Source organism: Actinobacillus capsulatus DSM 19761, from assembly GCF_000374285.1.
In the GTDB taxonomy this organism is placed as follows: Bacteria; Pseudomonadota; Gammaproteobacteria; order Enterobacterales; family Pasteurellaceae; genus Actinobacillus; species Actinobacillus capsulatus.
On the sequence record NZ_KB893930.1, the window covers coordinates 99,108 to 115,738 of the forward strand.

The 16,631-nt window shown below is 42.0% G+C and carries 16 protein-coding genes; 9 read left to right on the plus strand and 7 right to left on the minus strand.

The window, feature by feature from the left end; all coding sequences use genetic code 11:
• Window positions 1–210 precede the first annotated feature (210 nt).
• The 3 genes from ilvC (at window position 211) to C228_RS13845 (ending at window position 4,068) form a co-directional block, all read left to right on the plus strand.
• Window positions 211–1,692 carry a ketol-acid reductoisomerase gene (gene ilvC, locus C228_RS0100515; protein WP_018650777.1) on the plus strand — a complete coding sequence of 494 codons (1,482 nt, stop codon included), beginning with the start codon at window positions 211–213 and terminating at the stop codon, window positions 1,690–1,692.
• A 121-nt stretch (window positions 1,693–1,813) separates the two neighbouring features.
• The gene (locus tag C228_RS14965; protein WP_018650778.1) at window positions 1,814–1,945 is read left to right on the plus strand and encodes a hypothetical protein; all 132 of its coding nucleotides are present in this window, start codon (window positions 1,814–1,816) and stop codon (window positions 1,943–1,945) included.
• Window positions 1,946–1,983: 38 nt separating this feature from the next.
• Window positions 1,984–4,068 carry an autotransporter outer membrane beta-barrel domain-containing protein gene (locus C228_RS13845; protein ID WP_245552735.1) on the plus strand — a complete coding sequence of 695 codons (2,085 nt, stop codon included), beginning with the start codon at window positions 1,984–1,986 and terminating at the stop codon, window positions 4,066–4,068.
• 58 nt (window positions 4,069–4,126) lie between these two features.
• Here the strand turns inward: C228_RS13845 and C228_RS0100530 are convergent, their stop codons facing one another.
• The 4 genes from C228_RS0100530 to C228_RS0100545 are packed head-to-tail and all read right to left on the minus strand — an operon-like array spanning window position 4,127 to window position 7,871.
• Entirely contained in the window at window positions 4,127–5,197 is a 1,071-nt protein-coding gene (locus tag C228_RS0100530; protein WP_018650780.1) for a sulfate/molybdate ABC transporter ATP-binding protein, read from the minus strand.
• A gap of 10 nt (window positions 5,198–5,207) precedes the next feature.
• Window positions 5,208–6,023, minus strand: coding sequence for a sulfate ABC transporter permease subunit CysW (gene cysW / locus C228_RS0100535; protein WP_018650781.1), 816 nt, complete (start codon window positions 6,021–6,023; stop codon window positions 5,208–5,210).
• Between the two features lie 12 nt (window positions 6,024–6,035).
• Window positions 6,036–6,848 (minus strand): sulfate ABC transporter permease subunit CysT, encoded by an 813-nt coding sequence (gene cysT, locus C228_RS0100540; protein ID WP_018650782.1) that lies wholly within the window; start codon window positions 6,846–6,848, stop codon window positions 6,036–6,038.
• Between the two features lie 18 nt (window positions 6,849–6,866).
• On the minus strand, window positions 6,867–7,871 hold the full coding sequence (locus C228_RS0100545; RefSeq protein WP_018650783.1) for a sulfate ABC transporter substrate-binding protein: 1,005 nt from the start codon (window positions 7,869–7,871) through the stop codon (window positions 6,867–6,869).
• A 274-nt stretch (window positions 7,872–8,145) separates the two neighbouring features.
• On the opposite strand from C228_RS0100545, the gene cysG reads away from it, so the two are divergent.
• The 4 genes from cysG (at window position 8,146) to C228_RS0100565 (ending at window position 12,670) form a co-directional block, all read left to right on the plus strand.
• Window positions 8,146–9,606, plus strand: a complete 1,461-nt coding sequence (cysG, locus tag C228_RS0100550; RefSeq protein ID WP_018650784.1) for a siroheme synthase CysG — start codon at window positions 8,146–8,148, stop codon at window positions 9,604–9,606.
• A gap of 13 nt (window positions 9,607–9,619) precedes the next feature.
• Entirely contained in the window at window positions 9,620–10,354 is a 735-nt protein-coding gene (locus C228_RS0100555) for a phosphoadenylyl-sulfate reductase (protein WP_018650785.1), read from the plus strand.
• A gap of 14 nt (window positions 10,355–10,368) precedes the next feature.
• Window positions 10,369–11,295 carry a sulfate adenylyltransferase subunit CysD gene (cysD, locus tag C228_RS0100560; protein ID WP_018650786.1) on the plus strand — a complete coding sequence of 309 codons (927 nt, stop codon included), beginning with the start codon at window positions 10,369–10,371 and terminating at the stop codon, window positions 11,293–11,295.
• A gap of 82 nt (window positions 11,296–11,377) precedes the next feature.
• Window positions 11,378–12,670, plus strand: coding sequence for a sulfate adenylyltransferase subunit 1 (locus tag C228_RS0100565; protein WP_018650787.1), 1,293 nt, complete (start codon window positions 11,378–11,380; stop codon window positions 12,668–12,670).
• A gap of 80 nt (window positions 12,671–12,750) precedes the next feature.
• On the opposite strand, the gene panF is transcribed toward C228_RS0100565, so the two are convergent.
• Genes panF through metJ form a run of 3 tightly spaced genes read right to left on the minus strand, consistent with a single transcriptional unit; the run spans window position 12,751 to window position 14,783 of the window.
• On the minus strand, window positions 12,751–14,178 hold the full coding sequence (gene panF, locus C228_RS0100570) for a sodium/pantothenate symporter (protein ID WP_018650788.1): 1,428 nt from the start codon (window positions 14,176–14,178) through the stop codon (window positions 12,751–12,753).
• A complete protein-coding gene (locus C228_RS0100575; protein WP_018650789.1) occupies window positions 14,171–14,410 on the minus strand; it encodes a YhdT family protein in 240 nt (79 codons plus the stop codon). Before C228_RS0100575 ends, panF begins: the two co-directional genes overlap by 8 nt.
• 55 nt (window positions 14,411–14,465) lie before the next feature.
• Entirely contained in the window at window positions 14,466–14,783 is a 318-nt protein-coding gene (gene metJ, locus C228_RS0100580; protein ID WP_014992209.1) for a met regulon transcriptional regulator MetJ, read from the minus strand.
• A 168-nt stretch (window positions 14,784–14,951) separates the two neighbouring features.
• Here metJ and C228_RS0100585 point away from each other — a divergent pair, with 168 nt between their 5' ends.
• Window positions 14,952–15,701, plus strand: coding sequence for a phospholipid-binding lipoprotein MlaA (locus tag C228_RS0100585; protein WP_018650790.1), 750 nt, complete (start codon window positions 14,952–14,954; stop codon window positions 15,699–15,701).
• 74 nt (window positions 15,702–15,775) lie between these two features.
• The gene (locus C228_RS0100590; protein ID WP_018650791.1) at window positions 15,776–16,585 is read left to right on the plus strand and encodes a D-hexose-6-phosphate mutarotase; all 810 of its coding nucleotides are present in this window, start codon (window positions 15,776–15,778) and stop codon (window positions 16,583–16,585) included.
• The last annotated feature ends 46 nt before the right edge of the window (window positions 16,586–16,631 follow it).

The window sequence follows — 16,631 nt, forward strand, 5'->3', positions numbered from 1 at the left end:
ATACTATTTTCTACTTTATGGCCTGTATTGCAAGCGGTCATTTTTTATCAATAAATTATATTGCATTTTTTGCAATTTGATGTCGCAATAATATCAATTTACGCAATATAAAAAATCCGTATAATTGATTATATAAAACATAACAATGTGTAAATACAACATCATAAAACAACACACTCAACATCATACATATAAATAAGGAAGCACAAAATGGCTAACTATTTCAACACATTAAACTTACGTCAAAAATTAGATCAACTCGGTCGTTGCCGTTTTATGGATCGTAGCGAATTTGCAGACGGCTGCAATTTCTTAAAAGGCAAAAAAATCGTTATCGTAGGTTGTGGTGCGCAAGGTTTAAACCAAGGTTTAAATATGCGTGATTCAGGTTTAGATATTAGCTATGCGTTACGTGCAGAAGCAATTGCAGAAAAACGTGCGTCATTTACTCGTGCAACCGAAAACGGTTTCAAGGTCGGTACATACCAAGAATTAATTCCAACCGCTGACTTAGTTATCAACTTAACGCCGGATAAACAACACTCAAAAGTGGTTGCAGATGTTGTTCCATTAATGAAACAGGGTTCTGCATTCGGTTACTCACACGGTTTCAACATTGTTGAAGAAGGTGAACAAATTCGTAAAGACATTACAGTAGTAATGACTGCACCAAAATGTCCGGGTACAGAAGTGCGTGAAGAATATAAACGTGGTTTTGGCGTGCCGACGCTTACCGCAGTTCACCCTGAAAATGATCCGAAAGGCGAAGGTATGGCGATTGCTAAAGCATGGGCATCAGCAACCGGTGGCGACCGTGCAGGCGTATTAGAGTCTTCATTCGTGGCAGAAGTTAAATCTGACTTAATGGGTGAGCAAACAATCCTCTGCGGTATGTTACAAGCAGGTTCAATCGTATGTTACGACAAATTAGTGGCAGACGGTAAAGATCCGGCATACGCAAGCAAATTAATCCAATACGGTTGGGAAACGATTACCGAAGCGTTAAAACAAGGCGGTATCACCTTAATGATGGACCGTTTATCAAACGCTGCGAAAATCCGTGCTTTTGAATTAAGTGAAGAAATCAAAGTTCAATTAAACGACCTTTACTTAAAACATATGGACGACATCATCAGCGGTGAATTCTCATCAACCATGATGGCAGACTGGGCAAACGGTGACGCAAACTTATTAAAATGGCGTGAAGAAACCGGTAAAACCGCATTCGAAAACTCACCAAAAGCAGACGGTATCAAAATTTCCGAGCAAGAATACTTTGATAACGGTGTTGTAATGGTGGCAATGGTGAAAGCCGGTGTAGAAATGGCATTCGATGCAATGGTTGCAAGCGGTATCTATGAGGAATCGGCATACTATGAGTCATTACACGAATTACCGTTAATCGCAAATACGATTGCACGTAAACGTTTATACGAAATGAACGTGGTAATTTCAGATACGGCAGAATACGGTAACTATTTATTCTCTCACGTTGCAACGCCAATTCTTGCAGAGAAATTAATCCCGATGTTACAAAAAGGTGACTTAGGCGAACCGACACCGGCAACTGAAATTGATAACGTTTACTTACGTGATATCAACGATGCAATCCGTAATCACCCGGTTGAATTAATTGGTCAAGAATTACGTGGTTATATGACAGATATGAAACGTATTTCATCGCAAGGTTAATTAAATATTATAAAGAGCCTGCTTTGCAAGAAGCGGGCTTTTTGTCTTTTTTGCTTTTGCAAAAAATTAGGAAAAAATGACCGCTTGTTTGCGGTGTTATTCATATAAAAGGATATTAGGAATGAAAAGATTAAAATTATCAGCTGTGTATTCGGCACTATTTGCAGGTGGGCTATTCGTTTATACAGACAGTGCGATAGCGATGGAATGTAAGACGGAACTAGATTCTATTACAGGTCAAATGCTGTTTTAAATCAATGTAAGATGGATTTAAGTGGCTATACTCCCATCGTGACAAACTCTACATTAACTATTAGCGGTAGTACGCTTGGTCGCTCAGTATCACGTGCTTCCGAATTCGATTCTCCTACTTTTTCTACCATTCTCTATACAGACAATTCAACCGTTAACGTTAATAACAGTACTTTATCGGTAACTGCATCGAATGATTATGGACAGTATGTTATTCAAGCGAGAAACAAATCTGTAATAAATATTTCCAATAGTGATTTATTAACTCAAGCTGAGGTAGGGGGAACGGTTAGCCTTGATAGTTCTAGCGGTTCAATAACGAATAGTAATCTCACCACACTAGGTGGGGATTCAGCGGTTCTTGTTGAAAATTCATCTCTCACAATTGAAGACAGTAGGCTTACAGCGGGTTCAGAGGCTGATGCCATTTCATTCTCCGGTACGAATAACACGGTGACGGTCAATAATTCTACGATGAACAGCGGAACGATGCTCGGTTCATGGTGGGATGGTCGGGCGGGCACTGAGTACGGTAATTTGAAACTAACGTTAAACAATACCACCGTAACCTCAGAGGTTCTTGCTTGGGGAGCGGATAATGAAGATGATTTTGGCCTAACGGCGATTGAGAATATTGATCTCCAAGCTACGGATTCAAAGCTTAGCGGCGCAATGGTTATCCCAAATAACAACACAACTTATAACGTTACCCTAGCCAATTCTAATTGGGATGTTCCTGTTGTTGCTATAGATGGAACAACTTATGAAAGCTCAGTGAGTAATTTGAGTTTAACAAACAGTACGATAAACCTCGGTAAAGCAGAGGGCTTCCAAACATTTACGATTGGTAATTTGTCTGGTACAGGTAGCTTTACTCTCAATTCAGACTTAGCTAATCAGCAGGCGGATAAAATTGTAGTAACCGGAGACGATAGCGGGGAATTCGGTTTAAACGTGAAAGATTCTGGTAATGAGCCACAAGCCGCAAATGGTAAAGTAACATTAGTTGAAACCCAAACAGGTAAGGCGAAATTTGCTTTATTAGGGCGTGATTATGTTGATGCCGGTGCATACCGCTATCGTCTAGCAAAAGAAGGTAATCATTGGGTTCTGTCAAATAATGCCGCAGAACGTGCAACTGCAAGTAACAGTACACCGCCGGCTGTAAATAATTCGACAAATTCGACCGCTTCTCCAACCGTGCCGGTTTCTCCGATTGTTGTGCCAGCGTTAAATCCGACAACAACAAACCATGAAGTGATGCTAAGTGAATATTCGAATGCGTTAGTCTCATTACGTCAGGCTCAGCTTTTATTAGTGGAAAATAGCTTAGAGGGTTTACATAAGCGTTTAGGTGAATTGAAACAAGGTGAAAAAGGCAATGTTTGGGTTCGTAACGTAAATGGTCGTAATGAATTAGATGCTATGCAGGTTGCGGAAAATGCGCATTCATCCGGCTTTAAACAAGATATTCATACGCTTCAAATTGGTGCGGATACTGCGGTAACAGATAATATTCGTGTCGGTGGTTTTGTCGGAAATTCACGTTCGGATCTGGATTTTGGCGGTGAATATGGCTCGGCGAAAGTGAAAGCGCAAGCCGTGGGTGCATATGCGACCTATCTGGCGAATAATGGTTTCTATTGGGATAATGTCGCAAAATATGAACGCATTACGGCAAAATCTACCCAGACCGGTAAACGCCATTACAATGCACATACTCTTTCGAGTGAAATCGGACGTATTCATACATTAGGTCGTTGGACAATTACGCCACAGTTACAAGCTGCTTGGACAAAACTTTCAAGCAAAACGGATGAAGACGGCATTTCCGCATTAACCGCTAGAGCAGGCGTGCGAGTTGCAAACCATCTTGATTTTAGCGGTTGGAAGCTTGAGCCTTACGCAGAGCTAAACGGCATTACCACTCGTACCAATCAGAATGCAGTGCGAGTAAATCAATATAGTTTTGATGTGGCGGAGACTAAAGGTCGAATTGAAAGCGCTATCGGTGCGAATGCGGTTGTAGGCAATCATCGTATCGGTTTAGAGGCTTCACTGACTAATGGCAAATACTTAGATCAGCCATATAAAGTACAACTTGCGTATCGTTATAACTGGTAGTTTATCTTAATTCTATTGAAATAAAGCCCATAAGTTATGATTTAACTTATGGGCTTTTTTAAATCATAAATTCAATTAATTCATTTTGTATAAAGAAATTGAGTAGTAACGGTTGGAAATAAACTTCATCGCCTACGCAAAATTGTTCTTGTCCGAATTGAGCGTAGCTGACCGATATTTCTATCGGCTCATGATTTTTATGTAGCACCTCTAAAAATACCGTAGGACCTGCGGTATGTATGCGGGATATGATGCCTTTTAGCGAATTTTCTTTATGCGTCTTGCTAATAGCGATTTCGTGCGGGCGTACATAAACTACTACATCGTCAGTGGCATAACATTGCTCGATTGGCTTCTGAAACGTATCAATATGTAACATACCGGCTAAAATATAGCCGTGTAAAATATTCACATCGCCAAGAAAATTTGCCACAAACGCACTTCTCGGTTGCTTATAAACCTGTTCCGGCGTGCCGATTTGCTCAATTTGCCCTTTATTCATCAGAATGATTTTATCCGCCACTTCCAATGCTTCATCCTGATCGTGGGTAACAAAAATACTGGTAAGGTTAATTTCGTGATGAAAATCACGCAGCCAACGGCGTAAATCCTTACGCACTTTCGCATCTAAAGCGCCGAACGGTTCGTCTAACAGCAAAACTTTCGGCTCGGTTGCGATCGCTCTTGCCAAGGCAACACGTTGACGCTGACCACCAGAAAGCTGATCGGGATAGCGTCCGCCGATATGTTCCAGCTGAATCAGTTCCAAGAGATTTTTGACTTTCGCTTGAATTTCTGCCTCCGATAAACGTTCTTGTTTCGGCTTCATTCGTAAGCCAAAGGCAATATTGTCGGCAATTGTCATATGGCGAAACAGGGCATAGTGTTGAAACACAAAGCCGATATCTCGTTCTTTTGCCGATAGCTGGGTCACATCGCAATCATCAAACAAAATTTGACCGCTTGTTGCGGTTTCCAGTCCGGCAATAATGCGTAACAACGTGGTTTTTCCGCATCCGGACGGCCCGAGTAAGGCGGTTAATTCGCCGTTTTGAATGGTAAAATCAATATTATTGAGTGCTTGGAATTGTTCAAAGCTCTTATTAATTTGTTTAACGCTAATTGCCATAATTGCCCCACTATCGTGCTAATTTCTCTTCTGTCCACTGACGAATAAATAATAAAATTAAAGATAAACCGAGTAATAAAATCGCAACCGAAAATGCCGCTACAATGTTGTATTCGTTGTATAAAATTTCGATTTGCAGCGGTAAGGTGTTAGTTAACCCGCGGATATGACCTGATACTACCGAAACCGCCCCGAATTCGCCTAACGCACGAGCGGTACAGAGCACCACTCCGTGTAATAACGCCCATTTGATATTCGGTAAAGTGATGTGATAGAAAATTTGCCAGCCGTTTGCGCCCAATACCGCCGCCGCTTCTTCTTCTGTTGTGCCTTGTGCTTCCATAATCGGAATCAGTTCTCGTGCGACAAAAGGCACAGAAACAAATAGGGTAGCTAAAATAATGCCCGGAATCGCATAAACAATTTGAAAATCGACCGCTTGTAAGTGTGGATACAGCCAACTTTGCGCCCCGAATAACAATACATAAATAAGCCCCGCCACCACCGGTGAAATCGAAAAAGGTAGATCAATTAGCGTTAATAAAAACTGTCTGCCTCTAAATTGATATTTAGTCACCGCCCAAGCTGCGGCAATGCCAAAAATGATATTCAGTGGTACGGCAATAGCGGCGGCTAATAAGGTTAGTTTTAGCGCGGCAAGCGTATCTTCCTCACCGATTGCCGCAAGGAAAAAATCCAAGCCTTTTGCCAATCCTTGTGAAATCACCACCAATAATGGTAAAAGTAGCAAAATCACAAATAGCAGAATCGCTAAGCCGATTAATAGCCTTTCAACAAGCGGTCGTTTTTTGAGTAAACTTTGCATATTCCTTTCCTTCTATTTTGCTGTCCGCTTAGCGAAGTAACGCTGAATAAGGTTGATCACAAAAATCAGTACAAATGAGATGATCAGCATTAATACGCCAATGGTTGCTGCGCCGACATAATCGTATTGATCAAGTTTTGACATAATTACAAGCGGTAGGATTTCGGTTCTAAACGGCAAATTACCGGAAATAAACACCACCGAACCGTATTCGCTGATACCTCGTGCAAAAGCAAGGGTAAAACCGGTAATCCAAGCCGGTAAAATTGCCGGAAAAATCACATAGCGAAAGGTCTGAAACGGGCTAGCGCCCAAAATTTTTGCCGCTTCTTCTACATCTTTCGGTAAATCTTCCAGCACCGGTTGTAGTGTACGAACCACAAAGGGTAAAGTGACAAATAGGAGTGCTAAGGTAATGCCTAGTGAGCTATAAGCGATTTTCGTTTCAAAAAATTGCCCGATGATACCGTTGCGAGAATAAATTGCCGTGAGAGCAATGCCTGCCACCGCAGTTGGCAGGGCAAAAGGCATATCAATAAACGTATCCATCAAACGCTTACCCCAAAACTGATAACGCACCAATACCCATGCCAATAGCAAGCCGATAAAACTGTTCAGCAACGCGGCACTGAATGCGCTTTTAAAAGATAAGCCTAACGCTAATAATAACTGCCGGCTGGTAATCAATTTAACAAATTGTTCGGCAGAAATTTGGGCGGAAAAAATAAATAATCCGGCGAGTGGAATCAGTACCACAAGGCTTAAAAATGTGAGGGTATAACCTAACGAAAGGTTAAAACCAGGAATAATTCGAGTTTGCTGCATAACATTTCCTTAGCCTATTTATTGATAAATTTTTTCTAAGATTTGATCGAAGATCGCACCGTCATCAAAAAATTTCGGCTGAATCAATTCCCATCCGCCGCCAAAGATGTCGAGCATTTTAAGTAATCTTAGCTCGGGAAATTGTTGGCGAAATTCCGCTAAAATTTGACCGCTTGCAGGACGGTAATAATGCTTAGCAATCAGGCGTTGTGCTGCCTCACTATACAAATAGTTCAGATAAGCTTCCGCCTGTTTACGAGTGCCTTTTTTATCCACCACTTTATCCACTACAGCGACCGGCGGTTCGGCAACAATCGAGACTTTAGGTGTGATGATTTCAAATTGATCGCCACCTTCTTCTTGTAGCGCTAAATAAGCCTCGTTTTCCCAAGCAAGTAAAACATCGCCCAATCCTCGTTGGATAAAGCTCGTAGTTGCACCTCTTGCACCGGTATCTAATACCGGTACTTGTTGATAAAGGCGAGTCACAAAGTCCAACGCTTGCTTTTCTGTACCGAAATGATCTTGAGCATACGCCCAAGCCGCTAGAAAATTCCATCTTGCTCCGCCGGAAGTTTTTGGATTCGGTGTAATCACTTCAATGCTCGGATCTCGCACTAAATCCTGCCAGTCGTAGATCCGTTTCGGATTTCCTTTACGCACTAAAAACACAATGGTCGAGCGATACGGCAAACTGCGTTCGCTCAAACGCTGCTGCCAATTCGGATCGATCAGATCTTGATGTTTATTTAACGCATCAATATCACCGGCTAACGCTAAGGTAACAACATCCGCTTGCAAGCCATCAATCACCGCACGAGCTTGTTTGCCTGAGCCACCGTGTGAGGTTTTCACCGTAATTTGCTCGCCGCTTTGTTGCTGCCAATATTCCGCAAACAAGCGGTTATATTCCTTATATAACTCACGGGTTGGATCATAAGAAACGTTTAATAACTCAACCGCATAAGCCTGTACTGACAGCATTAAACAAGCGGTCAAAAAGTAGAATTTTTTTACAATCATCGTGCTACATCCTCATATTGGCTAAAAAATCTAACGGCATAATCGGCTTTAGCAAAGAACTGAAACTTTATTGATATAACTGTAGAGAATAAAAACTATAAAAAACATCACGAATTGCTTGTTCTAAATCAAAGGACCTTGGACAAAGCGTTTAAAAATCAGCTTTATTCCAAAAGACTCTAATCTATATCCTGTTATTATTTTTCAGAATAAAAAATTTCTCTTATAACTTAATACAACAAATCGTGGCTTGTTTTAAGCGAATGGGGAAAATATGAATTACTTACCAATTTTTGTTGATTTAAAAAATCGTCCTGTTCTGGTTGTGGGGGGCGGACACGTTGCGCTGCGTAAAATTGATGCGCTATTGAAAGCAGGGGCTTCGGTCAAAGTGGTGGCGGAAAAACTCCATTCTTCGCTACAAGTGTTAGTTGATGAAAGCAAAGTTGAATGGTTTGCCAAAGCATTTGAAACGAATCAAGTAGCTAATAACTATTTAGTGATTGCCGCCACCGATGATAATGCATTAAATCAGCTTGTATTTGAAACCGCCGAAAGCCAGCAACGCTTAGTGAACGTAGTAGATGACCAACCTCGCTGTAGTTATATTTTCCCCTCAATTATCGACCGTTCTCCGGTACAAATTGCGATTTCCAGCGGTGGGGCGGCACCGGTCTTAATTCGTTTATTACGCGAAAAATTAGAAGCCTTGATTCCGTATAATTTGGGTGCAATGGCAGATATTGCGACCCGTTGGCGTTATGCGGTCAAAACCAAATTCCCACAATTAACCCAACGTCGCCGTTTTTGGGAAAAATTGTTTACTCATCAAAGTTTTCAGCGTCTGACTGAAAATCATCAAATCGAACAAGCGGAAGCATTAGTGGAAGCTGAATTACAAAACAATAATCCGGTTTTAGGCGAGGTTTCGTTAGTCGGTGCGGGGCCGGGCGATGCAGGCTTACTCACTTTAAAAGGCTTGCAAACCATTCAACAAGCGGATGTGGTGCTATATGACGCACTGGTTTCCGAAGCGATTTTAGAATTGGTTCGCCGTGATGCGGATAAAGTGTTTGTCGGTAAACGAGCCGGCAAACACAGCGTAAAACAAGACGATACCAATCAGCTGTTAGTTAAGTATGCCAAACAGGGTAAACGTGTAGTGCGTTTGAAAGGCGGAGATCCGTTTGTGTTTGGGCGTGGTGGCGAAGAATTGGAAGTGCTTAAAGCAGAAAATATTCCGTTTAGTGTCGTGCCGGGCATTACTGCCGCATTAGGTGCAACCGCTTATGCAGGGATTCCGCTTACGCATCGTGATTATGCACAAACCGCAATGTTTATTACCGGTCATTTGAAGCCGGACGGTAGCCAACTTAAATGGGAGACACTCGCCCAAGGCAATCAAACATTAGTGGTTTATATGGGGATGATTAAAGCCGCTGAATTATCCATAGAATTACAGAAACACGGTAAAGCGTCTGATACACCGGTGGCAATCATCAGTAACGGTACATTACCAAATCAACAGGTGCAAACCGGTATGTTAAGCGAGCTAGCGGAACTTGCTGAAAAAGCAGCGACACCGGCATTGATTGTGATTGGCGAAGTGGTGAAATTACAAAAAGATTTGGCTTGGTTCGGTAAAAAAGCGGTGCAATTTGTTTCGACTCAAGAAACACTTTGGCAGAAACCAACATTACAAAATAAAGAAACGTACTGGAAACAGGCAGCGTAATAGGAGGAAGGTAATGAGTTTTTTAAGACCGAATTTATGGAAAATCCCGACGCCGAGCGAAGCGGATTTTGCAAATCTTAGTCAAAAAGAGACCGCTTTATATCAACGTATTCAACAGATTAGCCAACAGCATCGTAATGCAAAATTCGCCAGTAGCTTGGCGGTGGAAGATATGCTGATTACCGATGTGATCGCCAAAAGCCAAGCAAACATTACCGTGTTTACCTTAGAAACCGGACGTTTAAATCCGGAAACTTTAGCGCTGGTCGATAAGGTGAAAGCGAATTACCCGAATTTAAATTTCCAACTTTATTATCCCGATACGCAAAAAGCGGCGGAATATGACCGGCAAAAGGGTAAATTCGCTTTTTACGAAAGTGTGGAATTACGCCGTGAATGTTGTTTTATCCGTAAAATCGAACCGCTTAATCAAGCCTTACAAGATGCGGATGCGTGGCTAACCGGACAACGCCGAGAACAGTCTGTAACTCGTACCGAACTTGCTTTGCACGAACAAGATACCGGCCGAGGCATTGATAAATATAATCCGATTTTTGATTGGTCCGAATTGGAGATTTGGGCGTATATCTTAAAACATCAAATTCCTTACAGCGAGCTGTATAAACAAGGTTTCCCAAGTATCGGCTGCGAGCCCTGTACCCGCCCGGTCAAAGCCGGAGAAGATATCCGAGCCGGTCGTTGGTGGTGGGAAAACAAAGACAGTAAAGAGTGTGGATTACATAAATAAAAGGATCTGAAAATATGACAACGCAAAACAATATCGAAAACGGGCATTTAGATTGGCTTGAAGCGGAATCAATTTACATCATTCGTGAAGTGGTAGCGGAATGTAGCAATCCGGCACTGTTGTTCTCCGGTGGTAAGGATTCTGTGGTTTTACTTGCTCTGGCACGTAAAGCATTTCAACTCGAGGGACGTGATTTAGTGCTGCCGTTCCCATTAGTACATATCGACACAGGGCATAATTATCCTGAAGTGATTCAGTTCCGTGACGAACAAGTGAAAAAATTAAATGCAAAATTGGTAGTCGGCCGCGTTGAAGATTCAATCGCTAAAGGTACGGTGGTGTTACGCAAAGAAACCGATTCTCGTAATGCGGCACAAGCGGTCACTTTATTAGAAACGATTGAAGCTAACGGCTTTGATGCCTTAATGGGCGGTGCAAGACGAGATGAAGAAAAAGCCCGTGCTAAAGAACGTATTTTCTCGTTCCGTGATGAATTTGGTCAGTGGGATCCAAAAGCACAACGCCCGGAATTATGGTCACTCTATAACGCCAAATTACATAAAGGCGAAAATATGCGCGTATTCCCGATTTCGAACTGGACGGAACTCGATATTTGGCAATATATCGAACGTGAAACATTGGCGTTACCGCCGATTTATTATGCTCACCAACGCGAGGTAGTAGAACGCAACGGCTTACTGGTGCCGGTTACTCCGTTAACGCCAAAACAAGCGAATGAAGAAAGCAAAATTGTATCTGTGCGTTTCCGTACTGTGGGAGATATTAGTTGCACCTGTCCTGTGGCAAGTACCGCTGCAACGCCAAGCGATATTATTAGAGAAACCGCAGTCGCCGAAATCTCGGAACGCTCCGCCACCAGAATGGACGACCGAGCCAGCGAAGCGGCAATGGAACAACGTAAAAAACAAGGCTACTTCTAAGTACTCAATTTGCCCCAGCGGGACAATACTATACGTAACCTAGTACGGCTTTGCCGTGTTAGGAATAAAAGGATAATAAATTATGAGCAATTTAAACCAATATGCACCACTTCGTTTCATCACCGCTGGTAGCGTAGATGACGGCAAAAGTACCTTAATCGGACGTTTGCTTTACGACAGTAAAGCCTTATTAAGCGACCAGTTATTAAGTTTGAATAAATCTAAAAATGCCGGCGAAGTGATTGATTTCTCGATTCTAACAGACGGCTTAGAGGCGGAACGTGAGCAAGGTATAACGATTGACGTGGCGTACCGTTATTTCTCTACTGCAAAACGCAAATTTATCATTGCTGATACACCGGGGCACGAACAATATACTCGAAATATGGTGACTGGAGCTTCCACCGCCAATGCGGCAGTGGTGTTGATTGACGCTTCGCAATTAGATTTTAGCCAAGCGGAATTGGAACTTTTACCGCAAACCAAACGCCATTCGGCAATTCTTAAACACCTCAATACTCCCTATATTTTGGTGGCGGTAAATAAAATGGATTTGCTTGATTTTGATGTTGCAAAATTCGAGGCAATTACCACTGCTTACCGTAAATTAGCCGATCAACTTGGCATTCAACAGGTGCAGTTTGTACCGGTTTCTGCTTTGCAAGGCGACAATATCGTGCATAAAAGCGAACGCACGCCTTGGTATGACGGAGAGCCGTTACTCACTATTTTAGAAAACTTACCAAGCAACGAGAATTTATCTGAACAAGCGGAAGATTTTCATTTTCCAGTACAATTGGTCAGCCGTTTAGATCAAGATAAGGCGGACGATTTCCGAGGTTATCAAGGCAGAATCGAAGCCGGTTCAGTAAGTGTTGGCGATACGATTCGCATTGAGTCAAATGGCTACACTTCAACTGTTTCGGAAATTATTAGCCCGAACGGTATCGTGCAAAAAGCGGTCGCCAGTGAACAGGTCACGATTCGTTTAGCAGATGATATTGATATTTCCCGTGGCGATACATTTGTGGCACAACACTCTCCGATTACCGCCACCAAACGCTTAACTGCTACGGTATGTTGGTTTGATCAACGTTCGTTAAATCTGGCTCGTAAATATTTACTGAAACACACTACACAAACTGTGTTTGCGAAAGTTACCTCGGTTGATCACGTACTGGATGTGAAAACCTTGAGTAATTCAGCGGAAGCGGACAGCTTGAAATTAAACGATATTGGTGAGTTACAACTCAGCTTACAAAAGCCGATTACCGCCACCACTTATGCACAAAATGTTGCGACGGGTTCTTTTATTTTAATTGACGAAGCGACTTATCACACGGTAGCTGCAGGCATGATTCTTGCTACCGAATAAGGTTCGCCTTAGGAACAAGCGGTCGAAATTTGCTAAAAATTTGCAAATTTTGACCGCTTTTTTAATGAGGGGAGAATGACTTAGTTGGTTTTGTTGCCAAAACGATTACCAATAAGGAAGGCAATTAAACCGATAACTAATGACGGCACAACCGCATGGAAGCTAAAAATGCTGATTTTAAAGCTAGTAAAAATCACGTAACTTGTTAAACCAGCCAACATCGAGCTAATCGCACCTGCTGCATTCGCATTTTTCCAGTAAAGCCCTAATACGATCATCCACAAGAAAGTTGCTTCTAAGCCACCGAGCGAAAGTAAGTTAAGCCAAATTAACATATCCGGCGGATTTAATGCCGCAAACACCAATAACACCGCAAAGGTGAGCGTAGTCATAGTTGAGAAGAGCTTTAACTTTGCTTCGTTATCGACTGCTTCCGGCTTCACCGCTAAATATAAATCTTTGATTAGGGTGGAAGATGATTGAATCAATAATGAGTCAATCGACGACATAATCGCCGCCATCGGTGCCGCTAAGAAAATACCGGCAACTAACGGTGGTAGCACTTGAATCATTAGGGTTGGAATTACCTGATCCGGAATTTTTAAATCAGGAATGACCGCACGTCCAAGCACACCTGCAAGGTGCATACCGAACATTAGTAGCGACACAACTAAAGTACCGATGACTAACGCTTTATGTAATGAAGCACTGTCTTTATATGCCATATTACGTACTGAAAGTTGTGGTAAACCGATTAAACCGAAGCAGACTAATACCCAGAACGAAGTCATAAAAGTAAAGTCTAGCGGACGTTCGTCAATGCCGTATGGCTCAATTAATTGTGGATTAATACTTTGTAAAGTGTTTATCGCATTTTCAACACTGCCGGCGGCATAAATCACACCTCCTAGCAATAATGATGTACCGACTAACATCACTAAGCCTTGAATCGTATCGGTTAACACTACCGCTCGGAAACCGCCGATAAAGGTGTAAATCCCAACTGTGACCGCAAAAATAATCACCGCCGTTTGGTACGGCACGCCTAGTGTAGTCTCCAGTAAGCGCCCCGCACCAATAAACTGTACCGTCATCATCGCAAAAAACGAAAGCAACAGGGCAAAGCCTGAAATCCAAACCACAAATTTATTTTGATAGCGAACAAGCAATAAATCATTAATAGTTACTGCGTTATATTTACGAGCAAGTAATGCAAATTTTTTGCCTAATGCCCCTAATGCCAGTAATACCGCCGGTACTTGGATCATCGCAAGTAAAACCCAACCGAGTCCGTATTTATAGGCTGCCCCCGGACCGCCGATAAATGAACTCGCCCCAACATAAGTCGCGGCAGTAGTCATCGCCAATACCAAGCCGGACATTGAGCGGCTACCTACATAATATTCGGATAAAAAGCTGCCGCCTTGGCGTTTACGATAGGCATAAAATGCCACACCGAACACAAAGCATAAATAAGCGATTAACGGCAATAACATCTCTTTATTCATTGCTGTGTTCCTTATTTAAATCAATGTTTTGATAAACCTTTTTGACCACCCAATACACCGTGGCGGTAAAACCAAGCGGTAGTGCGATGCAAGCAAGTTCAAACCAAATTGGAAAACCGAAAATGCCGCGTCCTGCCGGCGAGAAATAGGCGAAAGCTATCCAACCGAATAAGTAAACTAAAGCCAGCCAGACTGCCCAACGAGCTTCTCTAGCAAGTTGTTGATGATGCATAAGATACCTTTTTGTTGTTAGAGAAAAGCCTCAATAAAATGAGGCTTACTAAAAATTAATACTGCCAGTTATCAGGATCAATACCTAATTCTCGCATTTTGGCTTTGGCTTCTTCCGGAATTTCATCGCTACGCTCTTTCATCAGATCTTCGTCTGTCGGCAATGGTTGTCCGGTGAACGCATGTAAAAAAGCCTCACACAGTAATTCGCTATTCGTTGCGTGACGTAGATTTTTGATCTGACGACGAGTACGTTCGTTAGTTAAAATTTCTAATACTTTAATTGGGATCGAAACCGTGATCTTCTTGACTTGTTCGCTTTTTTTGCCGTGCTCGGCATACGGGCTAATATATTCGCCACTCCAATCTGCCATAGTTAAATTCCTAATCTTCGATAAAAATTGTCGGTATTGTAATCAAAACTATTTGATATCGCAATCTAGACGTCTAGATTTCTATTTTGAATTTTGCGCTTGTTTGCTTTGTGTTTTAGGAAGAGTTGGTTAAAATGCATCAATGATTTCTTTGATAAGGTAAAGATAATGAAATTAAAACAATTAGGCTTAGTTACAGGGATCGTGATGTTAACGGCATGTTCATCGGCGATTGATCCAGCAACCAGAGAGCGCAAAGATCCACTGGAAGGTTTTAACCGCTCGATGTGGAAAGTGAATTATGAATATATCGATCCTTATGTATTAAAACCGGTAGCGACAGGTTGGCGTGATTATGTACCAAGTCCGATCAAAACCGGCTTAACCAACGTGGCGAATAACCTTGATGAACCGGCAAGCTTTGTTAACCGCTTGTTGGAAGGGGAAGGTAAAAAGGCAATGATCCACTTTAACCGTTTTTGGATTAACTCAATTTTCGGTTTAGGCGGTTTAATTGACTGGGCGAGCCAAACGCCAGATCTCAAGCTGGATAATGGTAATCGTGAGTTTGGCGATACGCTAGGCAGTTATAATGTGCCAGCAGGTACTTATATTATGGTACCTGGTTATGGTGCAACCACACCTCGTCAAGCGGTCGGTAAAGCGGCAGATTCGGCTTATCCGGTATTATCTATGCTGACTATACCTTGGACAGTGGCAAAATTTGCCGTACAAGGGGTAGATAGTCGCTCAAAATTATTAGATCAAGATGCATTATTACAGCAGTCTTCCGATCCATACATTACTTTCCGTGAGGCTTATTTCCAAAATCTCGAATTTAAGGTGAGTGATGGTAAAGTGGCGGAAGAGGACGGTAAAGAACAGCTCTCTGAACAAGAATTACAAAATATTGATTAGGATCAAGCGGTCAAATTTGCAAAAAAAGTTGTAAGTTTGACCGCTTGTTTTTGAGAATGTGAAAGGAATGAAAAATGAAAACAGAATTTATTCGCCAAATCAGCCAAGGTATCAGCCTTGAAAAATGTAATGAATTATATGTGATTCGTGTTGAGCACAAGTTAGGCTCAGCGCTGGTTGCTTTGCAAGGCGCACAATTATTAAGTTGGCAGCCTGTGGCGGCAAAACAAGACGTGCTATGGCTTTCGGAGATTGAGCCGTTCCAAAAAGGCAATGCGATTCGTGGCGGAGTGCCGATTTGCTATCCGTGGTTCGGTTCAGTAAAAAGTCCGTCACACGGCACGGCTCGTATTCGTGAATGGTCGCTCAGTCATTATGAAATGGATGCGGAGTATGCTTATTTGGAATTTTTGCTTTATGACGAACAAAATATTATTGAAGCGAAAATTGAAATGGCGTTTAGCCAAGAATGCCATTTGATTTTCACTCATTATGCAGAGCAAGAAGCACAGGCGGCATTGCATAGCTATTTTAATGTGGCGGATATTCAGCAAACCGAAGTGAAAGGTTTACCGCATGAGTGTTTTGATTCGCTGACTAAACAATTTTTACAAGTGCCTTCACCACGTAAGATCAGTGAAAATGTGGATTGTATTTATAGTGCGGAACAGTCTATTAATTGCATTGAAGATGCGAAAAATCAGCGTACGATTCAAATTAAGCATATTGATGCAAGCGATATAGTGTTATGGAACCCGTGGCATAAAGCGACAAATGCGATGAGTGAAACTGGTTATCAAACGATGTTATGTGTAGAAACCGCCCGTATAAATCGAAAATTACAACAGGGCGAAAGTTTTGAAGTTATCTTTAAATTAGTGTAATAGTGAGAGCGGTAGGAGAAACCTTACCGTTTTATTTTGAACTTTT

Bases quoted from the DNA above. Each gene is read 5' to 3' on its own strand.
- C228_RS0100565 (WP_018650787.1), top strand. From the start codon at position 11,378: ATGAGCAATTTAAACCAATATGCACCACTTCGTTTCATCACCGCTGGT.
- metJ (WP_014992209.1), bottom strand. From the start codon at position 14,783: ATGGCAGATTGGAGTGGCGAATATATTAGCCCGTATGCCGAGCACGGC.
- C228_RS0100530 (WP_018650780.1), bottom strand. From the start codon at position 5,197: ATGGCAATTAGCGTTAAACAAATTAATAAGAGCTTTGAACAATTCCAA.
- C228_RS0100590 (WP_018650791.1), top strand. From the start codon at position 15,776: ATGAAAACAGAATTTATTCGCCAAATCAGCCAAGGTATCAGCCTTGAA.
- C228_RS0100545 (WP_018650783.1), bottom strand. From the start codon at position 7,871: ATGATTGTAAAAAAATTCTACTTTTTGACCGCTTGTTTAATGCTGTCA.
- panF (WP_018650788.1), bottom strand. From the start codon at position 14,178: ATGAATAAAGAGATGTTATTGCCGTTAATCGCTTATTTATGCTTTGTG.
- C228_RS0100555 (WP_018650785.1), top strand. From the start codon at position 9,620: ATGAGTTTTTTAAGACCGAATTTATGGAAAATCCCGACGCCGAGCGAA.
- cysW (WP_018650781.1), bottom strand. From the start codon at position 6,023: ATGCAAAGTTTACTCAAAAAACGACCGCTTGTTGAAAGGCTATTAATC.
- cysG (WP_018650784.1), top strand. From the start codon at position 8,146: ATGAATTACTTACCAATTTTTGTTGATTTAAAAAATCGTCCTGTTCTG.
- ilvC (WP_018650777.1), top strand. From the start codon at position 211: ATGGCTAACTATTTCAACACATTAAACTTACGTCAAAAATTAGATCAA.
- C228_RS0100575 (WP_018650789.1), bottom strand. From the start codon at position 14,410: ATGCATCATCAACAACTTGCTAGAGAAGCTCGTTGGGCAGTCTGGCTG.
- cysT (WP_018650782.1), bottom strand. From the start codon at position 6,848: ATGCAGCAAACTCGAATTATTCCTGGTTTTAACCTTTCGTTAGGTTAT.
- C228_RS14965 (WP_018650778.1), top strand. From the start codon at position 1,814: ATGAAAAGATTAAAATTATCAGCTGTGTATTCGGCACTATTTGCAGGT.
- cysD (WP_018650786.1), top strand. From the start codon at position 10,369: ATGACAACGCAAAACAATATCGAAAACGGGCATTTAGATTGGCTTGAA.
- C228_RS0100585 (WP_018650790.1), top strand. From the start codon at position 14,952: ATGAAATTAAAACAATTAGGCTTAGTTACAGGGATCGTGATGTTAACG.